Genomic DNA, 19969 nt, shown 5'->3' on the forward strand with positions numbered 1-19969 from the left:
TGCGCTTTAACTATTCCACTTCGCAAGCAAAGGCTTCCCAAGCTTTTAATTTAATCTGAGAAAGTTCAGGCAGGAAATTTTCATTGTGAATCAATAAGTCACGACAGACAAATCCTGTTTTAAATTGATTTTCTTCATCAGATAAATTGGCAACGACCAAATATTTCTTGCCCTTATAAGTCCGCAAATATGCAAAAACATCAGCCTCAGAATCAATCAACTTGAAGTCCCCATAAATGACCCAATCATGTTGTTTACGAAGTTCAATCAACTTTTGATAAGTATAAAAAACAGAATCAGGATCACTCATGGCTTGATCAGCATTAATTTCTTCATGATTAGGATTGACAGCGAGCCAAGGTTTTCCATCAGTAAAACCTGCATTTTCTCCAGCCGTCCATTGCATCGGTGTTCTTGCATTATCACGACCAACACGACGAATTGAATCCATGATTTCATTTTCAGAATGACCAGCAGCTAAGCGTTCAGCAAACATATTCCGTGACTCGATATCATTGACTTCTTCAATTGATTCAAAAGGATAATTCGTCATTCCAAGCTCTTCACCTTGATAAATATAAGGCGTTCCTTTCATCAAATGCAATAAAATCGCAAAAGCTTTAGCTGATTTCAAACGATATTTCCCGTCATTTCCCCAATTTGAGACAATCCGTGGTAAATCATGATTATTCCAAAAAAGTGAATTCCAACCTTTTTCTAAAGCTTGCCATTTGGCTAAAATTTCTTTAAGTTTTGAAACTGAAAATTCCTTTTTATCCCATTTTTCACCCTCATCAAGATAAGCATTTGTGATGTGTTCAAATTGGAAAACCATTGATAACTCTTGACGTTTAGGATCAGAATAAAGTTCCGCAATCTCTGGTGTTGCTCCCCAAGTTTCACCTACGGTCAGCAAATTTTTCTGACCAAAAGTTGCCTGATTCATCTCATGCAAATACTCATGTAATTTAGGCCCATTTCCTGTGATTTCTTGGTCAATTTCTTTCCCAATCAAGTCAATCACATCCATGCGAAAACCGCCGATTCCCTTATCAATCCAGAAATTCATCATGTCATAAACTTCTTGATGAACCTGAGTATTTTCCCAGTTTAAGTCTGGCTGACGCTTGCTAAAAAGATGAAGGAAATATTGGCCCGATTCCTCATCAAATTCCCAAGCAGAACCAGAAAAGGTAGATTGCAAACCATTGGGTTCATCAGCCCAAATATAATAATCACGATAAGCATTATCTTTTGATTTTCTAGCTTCCACAAACCATTTATGTTCATCTGAAGTATGATTAACTACCAAATCCATAACAATTTGAATGTTTCGCTTTTTAGCTTCCTTGAGCAATTCATCCATATCCGCCATCGTCCCAAAAACATCAGCAATTGCTTGATAATCAGAAATATCATAACCATTATCATCCATTGGCGATTGATAAACTGGACTCAACCAAATTGCACCAATCCCAAGTTTTTCAAGATAATCTAATTTAGAGATAATTCCTTGCAAATCACCAACACCATCACCATTAGCATCCATAAAAGAACGCGGATAAATCTGATAAACGACTGTTTTTTGCCACCAATTTTCTTTCATATTAACTACTCCATTAAGATGTGAGTTCATTTTCCTATTTTCCCAGGATATAGGAGAATGAACTCAATTAAAATTTTACTGACTGCTTTATAAGCTAATCCCGTCAGTAAAATACTCACTAAACCAAAGATTCTGTCAGCAATTTTTACTGACAAAACTATCAGCAAAGCCGATAGTTTCTTTATTTACCGATTCAATGACTCTTTCGGTCGCAGTGAACTGACAGAATCCATTTTCTATTTATAGATTACAAAACCATATTGTAAAATATTATTTTGGTCAACCAAATTAGAGAAAACCACCTCATCAGCTGAAAAATAAGCCGGTTTTTCGCCAATATTGAAAATAGCTTTCAGAGATCCACGTTCAAATTTCACAATGCCATTTTCTGAATCTACGATTTTCCATTCTACTTCTGAATCACTTAAAATTCCTTGATATTGTTTGCGTAGAGCAATCAGATTTTTAAAGAATTCAAACATCTCTAAATCTTGATCTTTTTCTTCCCAAGGCATCACCTTACGACACTCAGGGTCCATCCCACCTGTCACCGCATACTCATCCCCATAATAAATACAAGGCACACCTGGTTGCATGAAGGTGAATGTTTCAACCAATTTCATCAAATTTTTATTATTTTTTGCAACAGTCAAAATTCTAGGTGTATCATGAGAATCTAAAACATTAAACATCATTTGATTCACTTGCTTACGGTATAATGTCAGCTGCGTATTAATATTAGAAACCATTTGTTCCAAAGAAATCTTCTTCGTAATCAAACCATCTTTAATCGCATCGGTATAAGCATAGTTCATAACGGCAGAAAACTCATCGCCAACTAACCAAGGTTGTGCAGAATGCCAAACCTCACCTAAAATATAAAAATCATCTTTTGCCACATCACAAGTTGTGCGGAATTTTTTCCAGAAAGTATGATCCACTTCATCCGCCACATCCAAACGCCAAGCATCAATATCAAACTCAGAAATCCAATAATCAGCTACTTTCAAAAGATAAGCTTCAACCTCTGGGTTAGCCGTATTGAGTTTTGGCATGTGTGGAGTAAAGGCAAAAGTATCATAAGTTGCATTCTCAGCATTTTCAAAATCATCAGTTGGAGTATAAGTTGCTGGCCAACTATTAACATGGAACCAATCCGCAAATTTTGATTTTTCTTGATTTTTCAATACATCTTGCCATTGAGCAGACGTATCTCCGATGTGATTAAAGACCGCATCTAACATGACTTTAATACCACGCGCATGTGCTTCTTTCACCAAAGTTTTAAACAATTCCTTATCCCCAAATTGCTTATCAATTTCCATATAATCTTCTGTATCATATTTATGATTAGAAAAAGCTTGGAAAATAGGAGTAAAGTAAATGCCATTCACACCGAGTTCAGTCAAATGTTCCAAATGATCAATCACCCCTTGCAAATCTCCCCCATAAAAATCTTGACGGTCAGGAACATCTTGTGGATTCCAAGCTTTTGTACCCTCAGGATCATTGCTCGTATCCCCATTGGCAAAACGTTCAGGGAAAATTTGATACCAAACCGTTTCTTTGACCCATTCAGGTGCTTTAAAACGATCACTTTCATGGAAATAAGGCAAACGGAAAGCCCCATATTTTTTAGTCACCAAGCTCTCATCGTAATCAAACATTCCTTGGTCTGTGTAAACTACTTTTTCTCCATCCAAACCTGTAATGACAAATAAGTAATCTACTCGTTTCGTTGCAACAGTAATTTCGGCCTCAAAATAATCGCTGATATTAGTAGAAAGATACTTTTTCATCTCTACTTTTTGACTAGCCCAATACTGTGTTTTAGGGTTATCAAGCCCTTCCCACGAATAAGGATCGCCATAAAATAATTCGACTTTTTCCACATCAGATTTTTGTGTTTGCAGACGAACATGCATCAGATTTTTTGCATAAAGATAAGCAAATTCCGACTCAGGACGATGATAAATTGCAGCTTTGTTCATAATAGAACCTCCAAATTTTTTTGATGGCTGTACTGTCTTAAACTATTTTCAATTAATCTCAAGGACAGCGAAAAGCACCTTTTCCGTCGCTTTTCGATAGTGTCATTTCCACCACATCTGGAGAAGATAAATCTCACATTAATCATATTTTATCATAACGCTTTCATTGACGCAACCGTTTGCGACAATTTTCGTATATTATTTTTTAAAACATTTATTTTTCATTCTAAAGAATACGCTAAAAATTCGGTATAAACCAATTTCTAAGTAATCAAAATGTAATATTTTTTTCCTTGACAAAAAGCAAACGGTTGCGTAAAATGAGGAGTGTATAAAATAAACCGTTTTCATTAGGAGGAAACACAAAATGAAATCATGGAAAAAAGTTGCTCTTGGTGGAGCATCTGTACTCGCCCTCGCAACCCTCGCAGCTTGCGGTTCATCAGCAAGTTCTAACAAATCATCATCTTCTAGCTCAGACAGCATTAAAGGAACAGTTCGTGTTTATGTAGACACACAACAAAAAGCAACATATACAGACGTTGCTAAAGGATTGGCTTCAAAATACCCAGACCTTAAAGTTCAAATTATTGCCAATGCATCTGGTTCAGCAAATGCTAAAGTAGATATCGCTAAAGACCCTTCTAAATATGCTGACGTCTTCGCTGTACCAAATGACCAACTTGGTGATATGGCTGATAAAGGTTATATCAATCCAGTTGCTACAAAATTCGCTAACGAAATCAAAAAAGACAACTCTGATGTCACTGTTAATGGTGTAACTTACAAAGACAAGATTTATGCATTCCCTAAATCAACAGAATCTCTTGTCCTCTTCTATAACAAGTCTAAATTGTCAGCTGACGATATCAAAACTTGGGAAGGAATGACTGCTAAAGCTGGATTTGCTGCTAACTACACCGACCCTTACTACTCTTATCCAGTATTCTTTACAGCTGGCACAACCCTTTTCGGTAAATCAGGCGAAGATGTGAAATCTACTGATGTTGCATCGGCAAATGGTGTTAAAGCACTTGAATGGATTGCTGCACAAAAATCAAATAAAAATGTAATTCAAACAACTAATGCCTTAAATCAACTCCAAGCCGGTAAAGTTGCTGCCATGTTTGACGGTCCTTGGGATACTGCTAACATTAAAAAGATTTTAGGTGATAACTTCGCAGTTGCTCCTTACCCAACAATCAACATTGATGGACAAGCTAAACAACTCCAATCATTCCAAGGTATTAAAGGATTTGCAGTCAATTCAGCTTCTAAGAGTCAAGCTGCTGCTCAAACAGTTGCTCAATATCTCTCAAGTGAATCTGCTCAGTTGAAACTCTTTAATTCTCAAGGAGATGTTCCTACAAATAACGACGCTCAAATGAATGACGCTGTGAAGAATTCAGACGTTACCAAAGCAGTTATTACAATGTCTAAAGAAGGAAATTCTGTAGTAATGCCTAAACTTCCACAAATGGCAACTTTCTGGAATAATGCTGGTCCTTTGATGAACGGTGCTTACACTGGCTCTATCAAACCAGCTGACTATCAAGCTCAATTACAAAAATTCCAAGACAGCATCTCTAAATAAGAGACAATCTAATGGTTATATGTGAATAAGAGGTTGGGCTCCTTCAGCCTAACCTCTTAATTTTTAAAGGAAATATTATGACTAAAAAGAAAAAAAGAAAACTCACTGAAAGCACGATTTCTCCTGAAGAAAAATCAATTAAATTAGGCGAAGTTTTCTCAAAAGGGGACACAGTAACAAAATTAACCTTCTTTGTTATGGGTTTGAACCAAATTAAAAATAAACAATGGGTAAAAGGCTTCACACTTTTAATTCTTGAAATTGCATTTATTGGCTGGCTTCTTTTCTCTGGAATCAGTGCCTTCTCTCTTCTTAGTAGCTTAGGCCCAAATAAAATAAAAAGAACAATTACCGATGCCTCTGGTTTTCCACAAACTTTACAGCCAGATAACTCTGTTTTAATTCTACTTTGGGGACTTATTGCCTGTCTTGTTGTGATTTTATTTATACTGCTTTATTGGTTCAACTACCGCTCAAATAAGCATCTTTATTATTTAAAACGAGAAGGTAAACATATCCCAACAAATAAAGAAGAACTCGCTTCTTTACTTGACGAAAAACTTTATGCAACTTTGATGGCTGTTCCATTGATTGGTGTATTAGCTTTTACCGTATTACCTACTGTATATATGATTTCAATGGCGTTCACAAACTATGATCGCCTTCATGCTACTGCTTTCTCATGGACTGGATTCCAAGCTTTTGCTAATGTTTTAACCGGTGATTTAGCTGGCACATTCTTCCCAGTTTTGGGATGGACCTTAGTATGGGCAATTGTTGCAACAGCTACAACATTCCTTGGAGGTGTATTACTAGCTCTTCTCATTGAATCTACTGGAATTAAATTTAAAGGATTCTGGAGAACCATTTTTGTTATCGTATTTGCCGTTCCACAATTTGTAACCTTATTGATGATGGCACAATTTTTGGACCAACAAGGAGCTTTAAATGGAATCTTGATGAATCTTCATCTTATTTCTAATCCAATAAACTTTATTGGTGCAGCTTCTGACCCAATGGTCGCACGGATTACGGTAATTTTTGTTAATATGTGGATTGGTATTCCTGTCTCAATGCTTGTGTCTACTGCAATTATCCAAAATCTCCCCCAAGATCAAATAGAAGCTGCTCGTATTGACGGAGCAAATAGTTTGAACATCTTCCGCTCTATCACTTTCCCTCAGATTCTCTTTGTTATGACTCCTGCATTGATTCAACAGTTTATTGGTAATATCAATAACTTCAACGTTATTTACCTCTTGACTAGTGGTTGGCCAATGAATCCAAACTACCAAGGAGCAGGTTCAACCGATCTTCTTGTTACTTGGCTCTATAACCTCGTATTCGGTCAAACTCAGCGTTATAACGCAGCCGCTGTTCTTGGTATCTTAATTTTCATTGTTAATGCATCAATTTCATTAGTAGCATACCGTCGTACAAATGCATTTAAGGAGGGCTAATTGAAATGAAATCTTATAAAACGCAACGCCGTATCTCATTAAGTTTGAGATATATTCTACTCGCTCTCTTAGCAATTGTTTGGATTTTCCCTATTATTTGGATTGTCTTAGCCAGTCTGACTCAAAACAATACAGGGTTTGTCTCAACAATCATCCCAAAAACATTTACCTTTGAGAATTATATCCAACTTTTCCAAAATAAAAGTGGTAGTTTCCCCTTCGTTTCATGGATTATTAACACCTTTATTGTAGCCGTTATCTCTGCTACACTTTCTACATTTATTACGATTATCATGTCGTATACACTTTCCCGTTTACGTTTTGCTTTCCGTAAACCATTCTTGCAAATCGCCCTCGTTCTCGGAATGTTCCCTGGATTCATGTCAATGATTGCTCTTTATTATATATTAAAAGCAATGAACATGTTAAACCTCGGTGGTTTGATATTGGTATATGTTGGTGGAGCTGGATTAGGTTTCTACATCGCTAAAGGGTTCTTTGACACCATCCCACGTTCAATTGATGAAGCTGCAACAATTGATGGAGCAAACAAATGGCAAGTTTTCACGCATATCACCTTGCCTCTCTCTCGCCCAATCATTGTTTATACTGCTTTAATGGCATTCATCGCCCCATGGACAGACTTCATCTTTTCTGGAATCATTTTAGGAAATAATCAAGCCCATCCAGAAACCTTTACAATTGCCTATGGTTTATATAGCATGGTTCACTCGCAAAAAGGAGCTGCCACAGCCTTCTTCACACAATTTATTGCAGGCTGTGTTATCATTGCCATCCCAATCACAATCCTATTTGTCATCATGCAAAAATTCTACGTCAATGGAATCACAGCTGGTGCAGATAAAGGATAAAAAAGTAAATATTTCATTAACAAGATAAAAAGGGCACTGATAATAATAATTATCGGCGCCCTTTTTTATCTCTTCTTTATATTCTAATTATATTCATAAATAAAAATTTTATATGCTATAATTAAGCCGTAATGTCACCAAAATTGGAGTATATAAATTTATGAAAAAATTTTTTATTATCATCTTTGCTATTTTTTCTATTGGAATTTTAAGCAGCTGTAAAACTTCAAGTAAAGATAGCGTTAAAACTAATACTACTCCTCACCAAGCTATTCAAGGAGAATGGATTTCGTATTCCGAAAGTAAAATCAATCTTCCGAAAACAACGAGTGCTGCAGATGCACATAAACTGTTAGATTTAACCGCATCTACCAGTGAAAAAATCAAGTTTGATAAGAAAAAAGTCACACTTGCTACTAATGAATACGACTATAAGCTAGGTCGACAAATTATTATTGGTTCATACAGTTATGATTATAAGTTAGAACACGGTCAGGATATTTTAAAATTTGATACGACGAGTTCAGATATTGGTGGAAATGTTTATTATCGAGTAGGAAGTAAGCTTGAAAAAGAAAAGACCAAAGAAATTAACGACAAAGAAGCCAAAGAGAAAAAATCAGTGACTCATTTGAATGAAGTTTGGAAAGCAAAAACAGACATCATTGAAAAATCACTCAAGGTAGCAATGATTGGAACATGGGCAGGCCACTTTAAGTCGGTAACAACTACTGGGCAAGGTGTGGCTTGGGCGCCCGGAATGCAAACATTAACTTTCGATGGTGGAACTAATCTTTCATTTCACGCCTCTTCTGATTCTTTGACAAATTTTGACCAGAAAGTAATTCACAACGCTTATGCTTCTTATCAACCTAATGGCATTTTAGGATTAGAACCTTCAGATCATATTCCAGTAGATCCTAAGAAACTTTTAAATATCATTAAAGACCTCACAGCCGAACAAATGTTTAGCCGTATCAAATATATTGCTTTTTCCTATGATGTAACAACTGATACTGGCACGATTTCTCAAAGCTTTTCCCCTTCCGAACTTTCATATAAAAACGGAAAATTATCATTTGATACTGCCTTACTCATCACACAATGTGGTAATGAAGGGGTTCAAATTTCTGGAGATGTTTCTAAAACGGAGTAAAAAAATTGAAAAATAAAATTATCGTAGTAGCTATACTAATAACAACTTTTTTCTCTCTTTCAGCATGTAGCAAACTAACAAAGTCAGAAAGTACACTAATAAAAGGTCAGTGGGAACTCTTACAAGAACCCACACAAGTAACAAGTAATCTCAAATTATTAGATTTTCCCAATAAGAGTACTTCTATCGTTAATTTCACTAAAGAAAAAAATTATCAATTTAATGAAAAGAAACATGAATTAAGTTATCTCAACTCCTACAAATATCAAACATCTTTTGATATTTCGGGAAACATTTTGACACTAAGCAATAAAAAGCAAAAGATGATCTACTATCGGAAAAATTCCGTTCAGTATAAAAAAGCAATAACTCCAATTAAAAATAATATGACTTCAGTTAATGAAGCATGGAAAGCTCAAAATCAATCTTTTTTAAAGGATTTTGAAGAGGCAATTGCAGGAAACTGGTCGAATGCCAAAGGAAATGCCCAAGTTAATTTAAATCATGATTCTCCGGATCCTGATGCCACTCTAACCATCTCCACACCTAAATTTCTCTTCTTTGATATTTCCTTTACTGGAGGTGCTCGGGATAAAACGATGTCAGTCAACTTTAAAGACAAAAATATCTCTGATGCTGCAATAAAACTTTCATATTCCGATTTTGACACTCTTTTAGGTCTTGGATGGAGTGCCTCAGAAAATTTAAACGAAACAAAAGTAAAAATAAAAAAATTAACTTTCAGAGATTTATTTATGGACTTGGAAGAAGTGACCTTAGCATATAGCATTCCCGACTCAACATTAAGTCAAGAGATTACTGTTTCTGCCTATAGAGCTACAGTTTCATCAACTCTCACTCAATTTGATGAGTGCACTATCACAACAAGAGACATTTCAACAGATCACGAATTTAAAGCTTATTTAAGCCCCGTAGAGACCACAAATTAATATGAATCTATTTTCCCTGAAACTACTTCTAATCCCTATTCTAGTTTTATCACCACTTGCCTTATTGTTAATTGAAAAATTAACTAAAAAAAAATATATTACCGCTAAAAATATCTCAGAAGACGTGATTAAGGCTGATGAGATTGAAGCTCTTGTTTTAGCTGTTCTTAGCTCATGGAATCAGTCAAAACTATATCAAAACAGCCAATTTTACAGTAAAAATTTACTAAAAAAACAGGATAAACATATTGTATACAATGATATGTATGGAAAAAAAGAATCCATTTTTGATATTCAGATTGAAGGAATAAACAACCTACACCAATTCAAGAATAAAATTACTGTGGAAATTTCCCTTAAAGCGAAATATTCTCTATCTTTTGATGAAAATGATAGCCTTATGTACCTTGTCACCTCAAGGTCAATGTCCAGATATAATGAAATGCTAAAAGATCCCCTGCCTGATAGACAAACATATCAAAAAGACGTACAAAAGTGGGAATTTGTTATTGAAGAAAATCTCTTTAAAGTGAATAAATTCTCATCAAATCTGAAATAAAAAAAGCCCTCTTAAGAATGGCTCTTTTTATTTTAGAAAAGTGAAAGAACATCTGAATAGTGAGTAGCAATCATATAAAAACTCACAGCAGCTATTGACCAAGCCCAGACGATGTGTCCAAAAAATTCTGAAAAGTGTTCTGAAAAAGGTTGTTTCCAAGGTTGTGGTACCGTTCTAGTAATAGGCATTAACAGAATATGCCATAAAAACCAGATAATAATACCGTAAAGAGCCCCCTCGCCTAAGCTTATACCACTCCATATTTGTGATAAGACAACAAAAATAAATGAAAAAACAATTGAAAAACTGAAATGAAGAATCAAGGCAAACCAATACACTTTTTGGTCTTTAGAATACAAAAAGTAAGCATGAGTAATTTTTTGGGGAAAGCCAATTTGTTGCATAAGTTTTTGAGGAGGATTTGTTTCATCTCGCTCTTTTGTACGAGGAGGAAGAATGGCTTCCCAACCAATTTTTACCATTCCAGAAATTAGTCCAGAAACAATACCAATCCATAAGCAAGGCAATAAAATTCCCAAAAACCAATCCAACGATATATTTTTTACCATTTCAAAATCTCCTTATAATATATAAAATAAAAACTACTCTTATTTTATAAAAAATTTATTATAAAGTGTATTGAATTGTTTGCTCATTCTAAAGGAAAGATTTATTATCATTAAAGCGAAAGCCAACTTCCACGTTGACCTCTTTCAATAAATTGTTGCGACAACTGAAGATAAAACCTCACAACTTCACTAGATAATTCCTGTTTTCTAGCAAGAGGCGCTAGAGAATGTTGGAGATCGTTGATTACCTTCGGAGTATAATTTCCCTTTTCTAAATTATTCTTACTCTTCACTAAAACTTCACGTTCTTTGCTATTCAATGTTTTACTAAGAATTAAATCATAAAGTTCTTCTAAGATTTCTGCTTCACTCGCTTTTTTGACCATTTATTCACTCCTTTAACCTTTCAGATAGCTTATTTTATAATTTTCTGATAATATAGTCAATTTCTTCCGAATCTATTTTATTTATTTCTAAATCTTTGGTCAATACTCTCTCTAGTATTTTAGTCATTTTTAAATTAGAATAGATATATAAATAGATTTTGTGTCAAAAAAATCTATAATACTTTATCAAAAAATATTCATTAACCTCTAAATAAGAAAGATGATATCGATGGATCAAAAAACTAAAATTATAAATTTCACCGCTCGTACTTTTCGTGTTTTAGTAGCAGTTGTCTTTGGATATACCATTTATGATTTATTTTTCAGAGATATATTAACTCGTAAGATTCATATTTTTTTATATATTGTCACATGGCTAATTTTGTCCTATCTGATTATTCCGAATATCACAAAAATCATCACAAAAATTTATCTACCGGAATACTTTATTGGAAGGTCCAGAACTTCTGATGGTGTATTAGGTGATTCGGTAAATTTATTAATTGACGGTTCAAAAGAGGATATAGAAGCTGCTTTTTTAAGAATGGGGTGGACAAAATCAGATAAAATTACTTTAAGGTCATCTCTCAAAATTATAAAATCAAGCTTATTACATCAAAGCTATCCCACTGCACCCGTTAGCTCTCTCTTCTTATTTTCTAAAAAACAAGACCTCGCCTTTGAAAAAGAAATTGCTGGCAGTCCTAAACAAAGGCATCATATCAGATTATGGGAAACTCCACAAGATTATTACCTCCCTGGGGGAGTAAAGTCTGATTGGGTCTGTGCCGCTTCTTTAGATATTGGTATTAGATTTTCTTTATTTACAGGACAAATTACTCATCGTATTGATGAGAATATAGATGAAGAAAGAAATCTTATCGCAAATGAACTCATCGAGCATGGACTAGTTGAAGAAAGGAAGCTATATACTCATTTCACAAATCCTTATCGAAGTAGAAATGGTGGGGGAGATAAGATTTCTACAGATGGTTCTTTAGTTTATTTGAAATTAAGAAAAAAAACCAACAAACGATAGGTATTTAACTTACTCCCAAAATCTTTTATATTGACATATCGTATTTTTTCGATATAATAGATTTATGGAAAATGTAGAAACTTTTAAAACCCTATCAAATGAATATCGATTGAAGATTCTTACTTTACTCAAAGAACCAAAAAAACATTTCTACAACGAAACTAAAGTAGATGAAGTTGAAACGGGTGTTTGTGTAGGTGAAATCCAAAAATTACTGAACTTAACTCAGTCTACTACTTCTCATTATTTATCTATGTTAGAAAAAGACAATTTATTAATTGCTACTCGCATTGGTAAATGGACCTATTATCGTCGAAACGAGGAGATGATTTCCGATTTTAAAAATTTCATATTAGAAGAGTTATAATTAACTTTCTTTTTATTTCTTAATATCGATATTTCTCGAATTATAGTTTTAATAATATACTTTCCAAATATAATAATAACAGGATAAAAATATGTCAAATCAATTAACTGATCATGTTACCTTACGTCATGGGGCAACTTTAAACAATCGTATTGTAATGTCTCCAATGCAAACTCATTCTGGTTTAAAAGGTGGTTTCGCTTCTGATGATACTATTCAATATTACTCTGCCCGTTCACAAGCGGCAGGTATGTTAATTACAGAATTCCATTATGTGAGTGAAAATGGTGGACCAGCATATGTGCCAGGATATCCTGAACAATTAGGAGCTTATTCTGACGCTCATCTTGAAGGACTACGAAAAACTGCACAGGCTCTAAAAAAAGATGGAAATAAAGCTATTCTTCAAATTCATCATGCTGGGCGAGCCGCTGTAGGACGTCATGTTAATGGATTAGATGTGGTGGCTCCTTCTGCTATCGATTTTTCTTTCTTAGATTACCCTGTTCTTGAACTCACACTAACAGAGATTGATGATATCATTCTTGATTTTGGTAAAGCCACAAAACGTGCAATTGATGCTGGTTTTGACGGTGTTGAAATTCATGGTGCCAATCATTATTTAATTCAACAATTTTTCTCAAAACTTTCTAATCTTCGCACAGATAAATGGGGTGGTTCACTGGAAAATCGAATGGCCTTTCCGCTAGCTGTTGTTAAAGAAGTAAAAGCAATCGTTGATGAATATGCTCCTAAAGACTTTATCATTGGTTACCGTATTTCTCCTGAAGAACTTCATGGAAAAAATGTTGGCTATGATTATAAAGAAGCTCTCTCACTTATCTCTGAAGTAATTAAATATGAACTTGATTATATCCATCTTTCATTATGGGCAGGATACAATTCTAAACCTGAAAATAGCGAAAAATCTTATGCTGAACTTTTTAGAGAAATCTTAGATGATAAAACAAAACTTCTTATTGTCGGTGGTATTTTTGGGGAGGATACAGCGACTGATGCGATTGAAAACTATGCTGATTTAATTGCTGTTGCTCGTGGAACTTTGATTGACCCTAACTTTGCTAAAAAAGTTACTGAAGGAAAAGGGGACACAATTCTTCATAAGATTAGTCCGGAAACAGTTGAGTATTCTCACTTAACTCCTGGATTACTTGAAGCCTTTAGCCGTGAAGATTCTCTTGGCTTACCTCCTTTACCCGGAGGCGAAACTATTAGACACTTGCATACAGGAAAGTATGATATCTAGTTTTTTGATGACTAATATATATTAAAAGCTATTGTAACTTTACAGTAGTTTTTTCTTTTAAAATAAAAAAGTTCCTGACTTAACAGGAACTTTTTTTGGAACTCCAATATCCGAGAAGCTCCGTAGAATTTGCTTTTGTACCCCAACGCTAAGAGGTACTTTTATATTATATCCTAGATAGAAAGGTGATTACAAATCATACTGGCGCTTTACAAAAAAATTTTAACAAGCTCTATTATTTAGGCCAATTTCCTTTAAAAAAGGTTGCTAGAATTCTTTCTTCCTAGTAACCTTTTAATGATATTTTTAATCAATCAGGAAGAATCCGTGTTCCTGCCCCACTTTTAACAAAGTTTTCCACATTTTCAAGTGAAGTAATCGTGGCTTGCTTACCAGTATTTTCGACAAAAGCGACAGCTGCTGCCACTTTTGGTTTCATAGAACCTGCCGCAAAATAACCTTCCTCTAGATATTGACGCATTTCGCTAACTGGTACAACTCCTAACGCTTTTTGGTTGGGTTTACCAAAATTTAAAAAGACATCACCGACAGAGGTAAAAATAACTAGTTCATCAGCATCAACAAGTTCTGCTAATTTTGCTGCCGAAAAATCTTTATCAATTACCGCTTCAACTCCTTGATATCCCTTATTTTTTTCAATAACAGGAATTCCTCCGCCACCAGATACTGTAACCAAAGCTGATGATTCTAACAATGGTTTAATTGCGTTAGCTTCAACAATTTTGAGAGGTAAAGGTGAAGGAACTATTCTTCGGTAACCTCGTCCAGAATCCTCAATCAATTTCCAATCAGGATATTGAGTCTGAATATTTTTAGCCTCTTCTTGGCTATAAAAAGGTCCAATAGGTTTTGTCGGATTTTTAAAAGCCTCATCATTAGCATCAACTACTGTTCTTGTCACTACAGAAACAAATGGAACATCAGACATTCCATTATTAGCAAGAGCTTCTGTAAAAGCTTGTGCCATCCAATAACCAATTTGTCCTTGGGTCATAGCAACAGCTGTATCAAGTGGCATTGCCGGATTTTTAACTGAATTACTTTCAAGTTGTTGCAAAAGTAAATTACCAACTTGCGGTCCATTTCCATGAGTGACAACCATTTCAACATCATTGTCTTTTATTAAAGGCATTAATTGTTCGGCAGTCTTATTAAGTGCCATAGATTGTGCTTGCGCTGTAGGGTCGCTAGTTAAAATAGCATTCCCCCCTAGAGCAACTACAATACGTTTTGCCATTTTCTGTTAAATCCTCTCTACTCCTTATTTGGCTTTAGGTTGTTGTTGAGTAATACAATGGATATTTCCTCCACCATAAACTACTTCAACAGTGTTCACGCCAACTATTTCGCGGTCTGGAAACATCTCTTGAACTTGTTTTAATGCTAGAGCATCATTTTCATCACCGTATTGTGGCACGATAACTCCTTTGTTTGTAATCAAGAAATTCATATATGAAGCAATACAAATATCTCCGTCTTCACGTGGCATTGTTCCTTCAACTGTATCAATTCTAAATTGTTTTTTAATCGTTACATTTTTAGCTGGACAAGTCAATTTATGAACTTTGAGTTGACGTCCTTTAGCATCTGTCATTTGGCTCAAGCGTTTATAGGCATCTTGTGCTGCTTCATAAAAAGGTGACTTCTCATCCTCAGTATAAATGCATGCAACTTCCCCTGGTGCTACGAAGCAAGCAACATCATCGTCGTGACCGTTTGTTTCTTCTGGGTCAATTCCATCCCCAAGCCAAAGAATTTTTTCAGCATTCAAATGTTCTTTAAGTTTATTTTCAATGCCCTCTTTGCTCATGTGAGGATTGCGTCCTTCAGATAAAAGGCACATTTCAGTAGTCAAAACTGTTCCTTGACCGTCAACATGGAATGAACCTCCTTCAAGAACAAAATCATCTGTCCGATAAGAGTCAACACGTTCTAATTCACAAACTTTTTGTGCCACTAGATCATCTTGATCCCAAGGAAAATATAGACCATCAACAAGTCCACCCCAAGCGTTAAAAGTCCAGTCATTTGCTCGAAGTTCGCCCTTATCATTAATTACAAAACTTGGCCCACAGTCACGAACCCAAGAGTCGTTGTTAGAAACTTCAAGCACACGCACGTCAGCGGGTAATTGATACCGAGCATTTTGATATTGGGATTGTGAAACTAACATTGTTACTGGTGTAAATCTACTAATTGCTTTAGCAACATTAGTAAAGGCAATCTGAACAGGTTTTGCTCCATCACGCCAGTTATCTGGACGTTCGGGCCAGATCATAAAAATTTGATCTTGAGCTTCAAATTCACCAGGCATCCGAAAACCATCTTCTTTTGGTGTTGTACCAATAATACGTTTTGCCATTTTTTCTCTCCTATTTTTTTATTTTTTTAAATTTAATAATTAATTCACCAATCACAATAAAAATAATTGCGCCAATTGTAATCGGTAATTGTTCTGTCAATGATGCCTTATTATATTGCAAAGGTATGGCTGTAAAAATTAATGATATGATAATAATAATCATTGGTAAGACCATATATACTTTCAAGATTCCGTCACTCCCACTCACTTTAAATGGACGTGGAGTCTCAGTGTCAATCTTGCGTAATTTATAAAAGGCAGGGAAGACCGGAATATAACTCAATAAAAATAGAACTAAATTTAATGAGAAGAATGACCAGAACAAATCTTGATTGGGTAATAATGGAGCAATCACAACAATAAATGTCGCTACAATCCCATTCATCAAAGCTGCACCCCAAGAAATTCCATTAGAAGCACGTCTTTTTGAGAAGAATTTAGGCATGTCGCCATTATCAGCAGCATAACTAGCAATATTATTAACCCCTTGTGACCAAGAAACCATATTACCCACTAAAGTCAGCATAAACAAGAAAGCAATTAAACTAATGAACCAACCTGTTGGTGTACCTAGCATCACTTGGAAACTATCTACTAATCCCGAACTTGTCGATAATTTATCGGTTGGAATAGCAACACCGATCCCAAAGGCCGAAAACATATAAATCGCTGCAATTACAATCCCACCAATGATGATTGATTGTGGGATTTGTTTCTTAGGATTTTCCATACTGTCAGCAAAAGTACAAATGACTTCAAACCCCAGTAAGTTAAAAATGATTACTGAGATAAATGATAGACTATGCAAATCAAAACTTGGAAATAATGATGCTAAAGTATAATGATTTGCTACTCCCTTAGTCAAAGCTGAATAAATTCCTAAGCCTCCTAATGCTAATGCTAAGAATACCTTAATTACTGCGCCGCCATTTAAAATCCAAACGCTATCACTTACTGGATATAAACTAATCAAAACAATAACCCAGATGAAAATTAATTCAATTAATAGTGAAATACCTGTATTTAATTGAAAGCCAAACATTGTATGCAATAAATCAGGACAAAGTACAGCAAGTGAAGCCATCCATAATGGGAAGTTTACCCAATAAAACCATGAAGCACGCGCTCCCCAACGATGTCCAAAGGCTTTTGTAATCCAATCATACAGTCCACCCTCACCAGTATAAGTTGTTCCAAGTTCAGATGTAATTAGACCATAAGGCAAGAGAAAAGCAACGATGAGAACAATCCACCAAAAGAACTGCGAGTTACCAATAGCAGCAACCGGTGCTGCTGCTTCGGCAACAAAAACAACACAAATGACAGAAAGAATAGCACTAAACAGACTAAATTTTTTCTTTCCATTTTCCATAAATGATACTCTTTCTTATTTTGCTAAGTAAGCCTCTAACTCAGCCTTAGCTTTAGCTTGTGCTTTCAAATCATAAGGATTTTTTTCAGCATAATCAGACATCAACCAAACAAGGAGGGCACGGATTGAAGTCAAGCGATTTTCGGCTTCGTCAAAACAAATTGAGTGTGGACCATCAATAACCGCATCAACAACTTCTTCACCTCTTGAAGCTGGAAGACAATGCATAAATTTTGTATGTACTCCTGCTTTTGCCATCATCTCAGGTGTCACTTGATATTTAGGGAAGAAAATTGCTAGACGTTCTTCTTCTGATAGTTCTGCATCATACAAACCGTACCAAACATCTGTATAAAGGAAATCTGCACCAACAATTGATTCTTCATCGTCTGTTACTTCATAAGTACCACCAGAAACCTCACAATTTGCAGCTAATTTTGCTTGATGTTCTTCATTAAGTTGGTAGCCTTTAGGCCCAAAATGAACAAAGTGCATTCCAATTTTAGTTGCGATTAAACCTAATGAGAAACAAACTTGAGTCGCATCACCGACAAAGACAACTTTACAATCTTCTAATTTTTTACCAGCTGGTAAATGTTCAATCATTGTAGTCAAATCACCGACTTCTTGTGTTGGGTGATTATAGTCTGACATCCCATTAAGAACTGGAATGGTTGTATGTTTTGCAAGGTTATTAACTGATTCATGACGATCAACACGCGCCATGATGATATCAAGCAATCTAGAAAGAACTGTGCTTGTATCTTCTATTGTTTCATGACCACCGAGTTGAATTTGACCAGGTGCTAAATACTCCGCATGTCCTCCTAATTGAGTCATAGCTGTTTCAAAGGAAACACGAGTACGAGTTGATGTTTGTTGGAAAATCATTCCTAGTGATTTGTTTTTAAGAAGTGGTGGATAGTAGCCATTTTTAATCGCTGCTTTGATTTTTAAGCCCAGTGTTACAATATCAAGAATTTCTTCTTTAGTGTAATCTTCTGTTGTGATGAAATCACGTTTGTTTGTTGTTACCATTTCTTTATTCCTCCTGAATAAAATAGTTATTTGACTTCCCTCTTGGGAACGATTTCAGTATATCAAGAGCAAAAATATAAAACAATCAACTCTAGGATTTAATCTTTTAAAAAAGCCAAAAACCCTTTGATAGCAAAGGGTTGAGTAAAAAGGTTTAGTAAGGTTTAGAACTATTTTAACCGCTTTCTTAATCAAAATAAATATAAACTCCATTAAAAAATGGAGTTTTAGGATTATTGAGTAAGCTCTGATTTTTCAAACGCTTCCCAGACTTCGCAAACTTCTGAACGTTTTTCAACTTGGAGTTTTATAAAAATATTGTGAGTGTGGGTTTTGACTGTTCCTAGAGAAAGATATAATTGATTGGCTATTTCTTGATTGTGTTTACGTTGAAGGAGAAGTTCAAGAATTTCTCCTTCCCGTTGAGTGATTCCATATTTATCCATAAATCTTTCAAAGTAATATTCATCTTCTTCAAAATTACTTACAGAATCATTAGTCTCATTTTTTTCATTTTTGAAACCGATGACAGCAACTTCTTCGTTGCCTTTTTGATAATTGGTTAGAAAATATTTAATAGCAATAAGGCAAAGTGAGATATGAAAAATGTCTTCTGAAACATTTCTATTATGAATTTTAAGCATATTTGTATGATAAATATCTCTAAAATAAATAATAAAAGTATCTTCTACTACTATAGCTAATCCAAAAATTATCGCTAGGCTTCCAATTAATTTCACATACTTTCCTAAACTGCTTTTAGGAATCATTTTTCGATTATGGATTAATAAATAAATTCCAAAACAGACCATTAGTAGTTGGCTTGGAAAATAATAGAGCCAGACCTTTAGCGCTGAATTTGCCATAAAAGGAACAACAATAAGCCATAAAGCAAAAGCAATATAAATACCATATTGATAAGTTTTTATTTTTTCTTCAAATAATTCGGTCACTAATTTTAAGGCAATACCAAAAGTTGCCAAATAATAAATGGTTTCAATGATTGGATTAACCATAAATTGCCGATTATAGTCATTTGCAAATATTTGAAAAGTTTCGGACATGGTCACTATTAAACCGTTTAAAATAAGGAGCAAAAAATAAAGACTTACCAATAAATAATTCTTTTTTCGTTCTTTTAGATACAAACTTAGAGAAAGTGACATCACGACTGTGTATAAAATTGTCAAAAAAGTAGTATAAATATAATTAAACATCATTGGATTAGACCTACTTATCTTATTATCATACTCATATCATATCATAAAAATACAAATTTATAATTTATTTATAAGCCATTAATCAATAACTAAAGAAAAAAATTGTCATCATTTTTTTCATATGAATATTTAAAATTAAA

18 protein-coding genes are annotated in these 19969 nt (G+C 34.6%); 9 read left to right on the forward strand and 9 right to left on the reverse strand.

Annotated features, from left to right (window positions below):
• Positions 1–10: 10 nt before the first annotated feature.
• Positions 11–1606, reverse strand: a complete 1596-nt coding sequence (locus tag MKX45_RS09630; protein WP_340817277.1) for a glycoside hydrolase family 13 protein — start codon at positions 1604–1606, stop codon at positions 11–13.
• Between the two features lie 236 nt (positions 1607–1842).
• Positions 1843–3597, reverse strand: coding sequence for a glycoside hydrolase family 13 protein (locus MKX45_RS09635; protein ID WP_340817115.1), 1755 nt, complete (start codon positions 3595–3597; stop codon positions 1843–1845).
• A gap of 367 nt (positions 3598–3964) precedes the next feature.
• Between MKX45_RS09635 and MKX45_RS09640 the strand changes: the two genes are divergently transcribed.
• The 6 genes from MKX45_RS09640 to MKX45_RS09665 all read left to right on the forward strand — a co-directional run bounded on the left by MKX45_RS09640 (position 3965) and on the right by MKX45_RS09665 (position 10188).
• Positions 3965–5191, forward strand: coding sequence for an extracellular solute-binding protein (locus tag MKX45_RS09640; RefSeq protein WP_340817116.1), 1227 nt, complete (start codon positions 3965–3967; stop codon positions 5189–5191).
• 77 nt (positions 5192–5268) lie between these two features.
• On the forward strand, positions 5269–6651 hold the full coding sequence (locus MKX45_RS09645; protein ID WP_081037435.1) for a carbohydrate ABC transporter permease: 1383 nt from the start codon (positions 5269–5271) through the stop codon (positions 6649–6651).
• A gap of 5 nt (positions 6652–6656) precedes the next feature.
• Positions 6657–7523, forward strand: coding sequence for a sugar ABC transporter permease (locus MKX45_RS09650; protein WP_015426871.1), 867 nt, complete (start codon positions 6657–6659; stop codon positions 7521–7523).
• Between the two features lie 160 nt (positions 7524–7683).
• Complete coding sequence (locus tag MKX45_RS09655) at positions 7684–8679, forward strand: hypothetical protein (protein ID WP_128267541.1); 996 nt, start codon at positions 7684–7686, stop codon at positions 8677–8679.
• A 5-nt stretch (positions 8680–8684) separates the two neighbouring features.
• Entirely contained in the window at positions 8685–9629 is a 945-nt protein-coding gene (locus MKX45_RS09660) for a hypothetical protein (RefSeq protein WP_057720106.1), read from the forward strand.
• A gap of 1 nt (position 9630) precedes the next feature.
• On the forward strand, positions 9631–10188 hold the full coding sequence (locus MKX45_RS09665) for a hypothetical protein (RefSeq protein ID WP_057720108.1): 558 nt from the start codon (positions 9631–9633) through the stop codon (positions 10186–10188).
• Positions 10189–10220: 32 nt separating this feature from the next.
• Here the strand turns inward: MKX45_RS09665 and MKX45_RS09670 are convergent, their stop codons facing one another.
• Entirely contained in the window at positions 10221–10757 is a 537-nt protein-coding gene (locus MKX45_RS09670; RefSeq protein WP_012898278.1) for a YagU family protein, read from the reverse strand.
• 110 nt (positions 10758–10867) lie between these two features.
• Positions 10868–11143, reverse strand: a complete 276-nt coding sequence (locus tag MKX45_RS09675) for a bacteriocin immunity protein (protein WP_003130384.1) — start codon at positions 11141–11143, stop codon at positions 10868–10870.
• Between the two features lie 220 nt (positions 11144–11363).
• Between MKX45_RS09675 and MKX45_RS09680 the strand changes: the two genes are divergently transcribed.
• The 3 genes from MKX45_RS09680 to MKX45_RS09690 all read left to right on the forward strand — a co-directional run bounded on the left by MKX45_RS09680 (position 11364) and on the right by MKX45_RS09690 (position 13816).
• The gene (locus MKX45_RS09680; RefSeq protein ID WP_057720112.1) at positions 11364–12182 is read left to right on the forward strand and encodes an LssY C-terminal domain-containing protein; all 819 of its coding nucleotides are present in this window, start codon (positions 11364–11366) and stop codon (positions 12180–12182) included.
• A gap of 64 nt (positions 12183–12246) precedes the next feature.
• Positions 12247–12549, forward strand: a complete 303-nt coding sequence (locus MKX45_RS09685) for an ArsR/SmtB family transcription factor (protein ID WP_003130388.1) — start codon at positions 12247–12249, stop codon at positions 12547–12549.
• A gap of 91 nt (positions 12550–12640) precedes the next feature.
• A complete protein-coding gene (locus tag MKX45_RS09690; protein WP_340817117.1) occupies positions 12641–13816 on the forward strand; it encodes an NADH-dependent flavin oxidoreductase in 1176 nt (391 codons plus the stop codon).
• Between the two features lie 310 nt (positions 13817–14126).
• On the opposite strand, the gene arcC is transcribed toward MKX45_RS09690, so the two are convergent.
• From arcC to MKX45_RS09715, 5 genes are all read right to left on the reverse strand, one after another.
• Entirely contained in the window at positions 14127–15074 is a 948-nt protein-coding gene (gene arcC / locus MKX45_RS09695; RefSeq protein ID WP_340817118.1) for a carbamate kinase, read from the reverse strand.
• 24 nt (positions 15075–15098) lie between these two features.
• Positions 15099–16199: an agmatine deiminase gene (aguA, locus tag MKX45_RS09700; protein WP_340817120.1), complete on the reverse strand. Its 1101-nt coding sequence runs from the start codon at positions 16197–16199 to the stop codon at positions 15099–15101.
• A 10-nt stretch (positions 16200–16209) separates the two neighbouring features.
• Positions 16210–17571: an APC family permease gene (locus tag MKX45_RS09705; RefSeq protein WP_057720119.1), complete on the reverse strand. Its 1362-nt coding sequence runs from the start codon at positions 17569–17571 to the stop codon at positions 16210–16212.
• A gap of 15 nt (positions 17572–17586) precedes the next feature.
• Positions 17587–18609 (reverse strand): putrescine carbamoyltransferase, encoded by a 1023-nt coding sequence (gene ptcA / locus MKX45_RS09710; protein ID WP_057720121.1) that lies wholly within the window; start codon positions 18607–18609, stop codon positions 17587–17589.
• Positions 18610–18842: 233 nt separating this feature from the next.
• Positions 18843–19673: a LuxR C-terminal-related transcriptional regulator gene (locus MKX45_RS09715; RefSeq protein ID WP_225513417.1), complete on the reverse strand. Its 831-nt coding sequence runs from the start codon at positions 19671–19673 to the stop codon at positions 18843–18845.
• Between the last annotated feature and the right edge of the window lie 296 nt (positions 19674–19969).

This window comes from Lactococcus sp. FSL W8-0209, assembly GCF_038006585.1.
Taxonomy (GTDB): Bacteria; Bacillota; Bacilli; order Lactobacillales; family Streptococcaceae; genus Lactococcus; species Lactococcus lactis.

Bases quoted from the DNA above. Each gene is read 5' to 3' on its own strand.
- MKX45_RS09630 (WP_340817277.1), bottom strand. From the start codon at position 1,606: ATGAAAGAAAATTGGTGGCAAAAAACAGTCGTTTATCAGATTTATCCG.
- MKX45_RS09635 (WP_340817115.1), bottom strand. From the start codon at position 3,597: ATGAACAAAGCTGCAATTTATCATCGTCCTGAGTCGGAATTTGCTTAT.
- MKX45_RS09640 (WP_340817116.1), top strand. From the start codon at position 3,965: ATGAAATCATGGAAAAAAGTTGCTCTTGGTGGAGCATCTGTACTCGCC.
- MKX45_RS09645 (WP_081037435.1), top strand. From the start codon at position 5,269: ATGACTAAAAAGAAAAAAAGAAAACTCACTGAAAGCACGATTTCTCCT.
- MKX45_RS09650 (WP_015426871.1), top strand. From the start codon at position 6,657: ATGAAATCTTATAAAACGCAACGCCGTATCTCATTAAGTTTGAGATAT.
- MKX45_RS09655 (WP_128267541.1), top strand. From the start codon at position 7,684: ATGAAAAAATTTTTTATTATCATCTTTGCTATTTTTTCTATTGGAATT.
- MKX45_RS09665 (WP_057720108.1), top strand. From the start codon at position 9,631: ATGAATCTATTTTCCCTGAAACTACTTCTAATCCCTATTCTAGTTTTA.
- MKX45_RS09670 (WP_012898278.1), bottom strand. From the start codon at position 10,757: ATGGTAAAAAATATATCGTTGGATTGGTTTTTGGGAATTTTATTGCCT.
- MKX45_RS09675 (WP_003130384.1), bottom strand. From the start codon at position 11,143: ATGGTCAAAAAAGCGAGTGAAGCAGAAATCTTAGAAGAACTTTATGAT.
- MKX45_RS09680 (WP_057720112.1), top strand. From the start codon at position 11,364: ATGATATCGATGGATCAAAAAACTAAAATTATAAATTTCACCGCTCGT.
- MKX45_RS09685 (WP_003130388.1), top strand. From the start codon at position 12,247: ATGGAAAATGTAGAAACTTTTAAAACCCTATCAAATGAATATCGATTG.
- MKX45_RS09690 (WP_340817117.1), top strand. From the start codon at position 12,641: ATGTCAAATCAATTAACTGATCATGTTACCTTACGTCATGGGGCAACT.
- arcC (WP_340817118.1), bottom strand. From the start codon at position 15,074: ATGGCAAAACGTATTGTAGTTGCTCTAGGGGGGAATGCTATTTTAACT.
- aguA (WP_340817120.1), bottom strand. From the start codon at position 16,199: ATGGCAAAACGTATTATTGGTACAACACCAAAAGAAGATGGTTTTCGG.
- MKX45_RS09705 (WP_057720119.1), bottom strand. From the start codon at position 17,571: ATGGAAAATGGAAAGAAAAAATTTAGTCTGTTTAGTGCTATTCTTTCT.
- ptcA (WP_057720121.1), bottom strand. From the start codon at position 18,609: ATGGTAACAACAAACAAACGTGATTTCATCACAACAGAAGATTACACT.
- MKX45_RS09715 (WP_225513417.1), bottom strand. From the start codon at position 19,673: ATGTCCGAAACTTTTCAAATATTTGCAAATGACTATAATCGGCAATTT.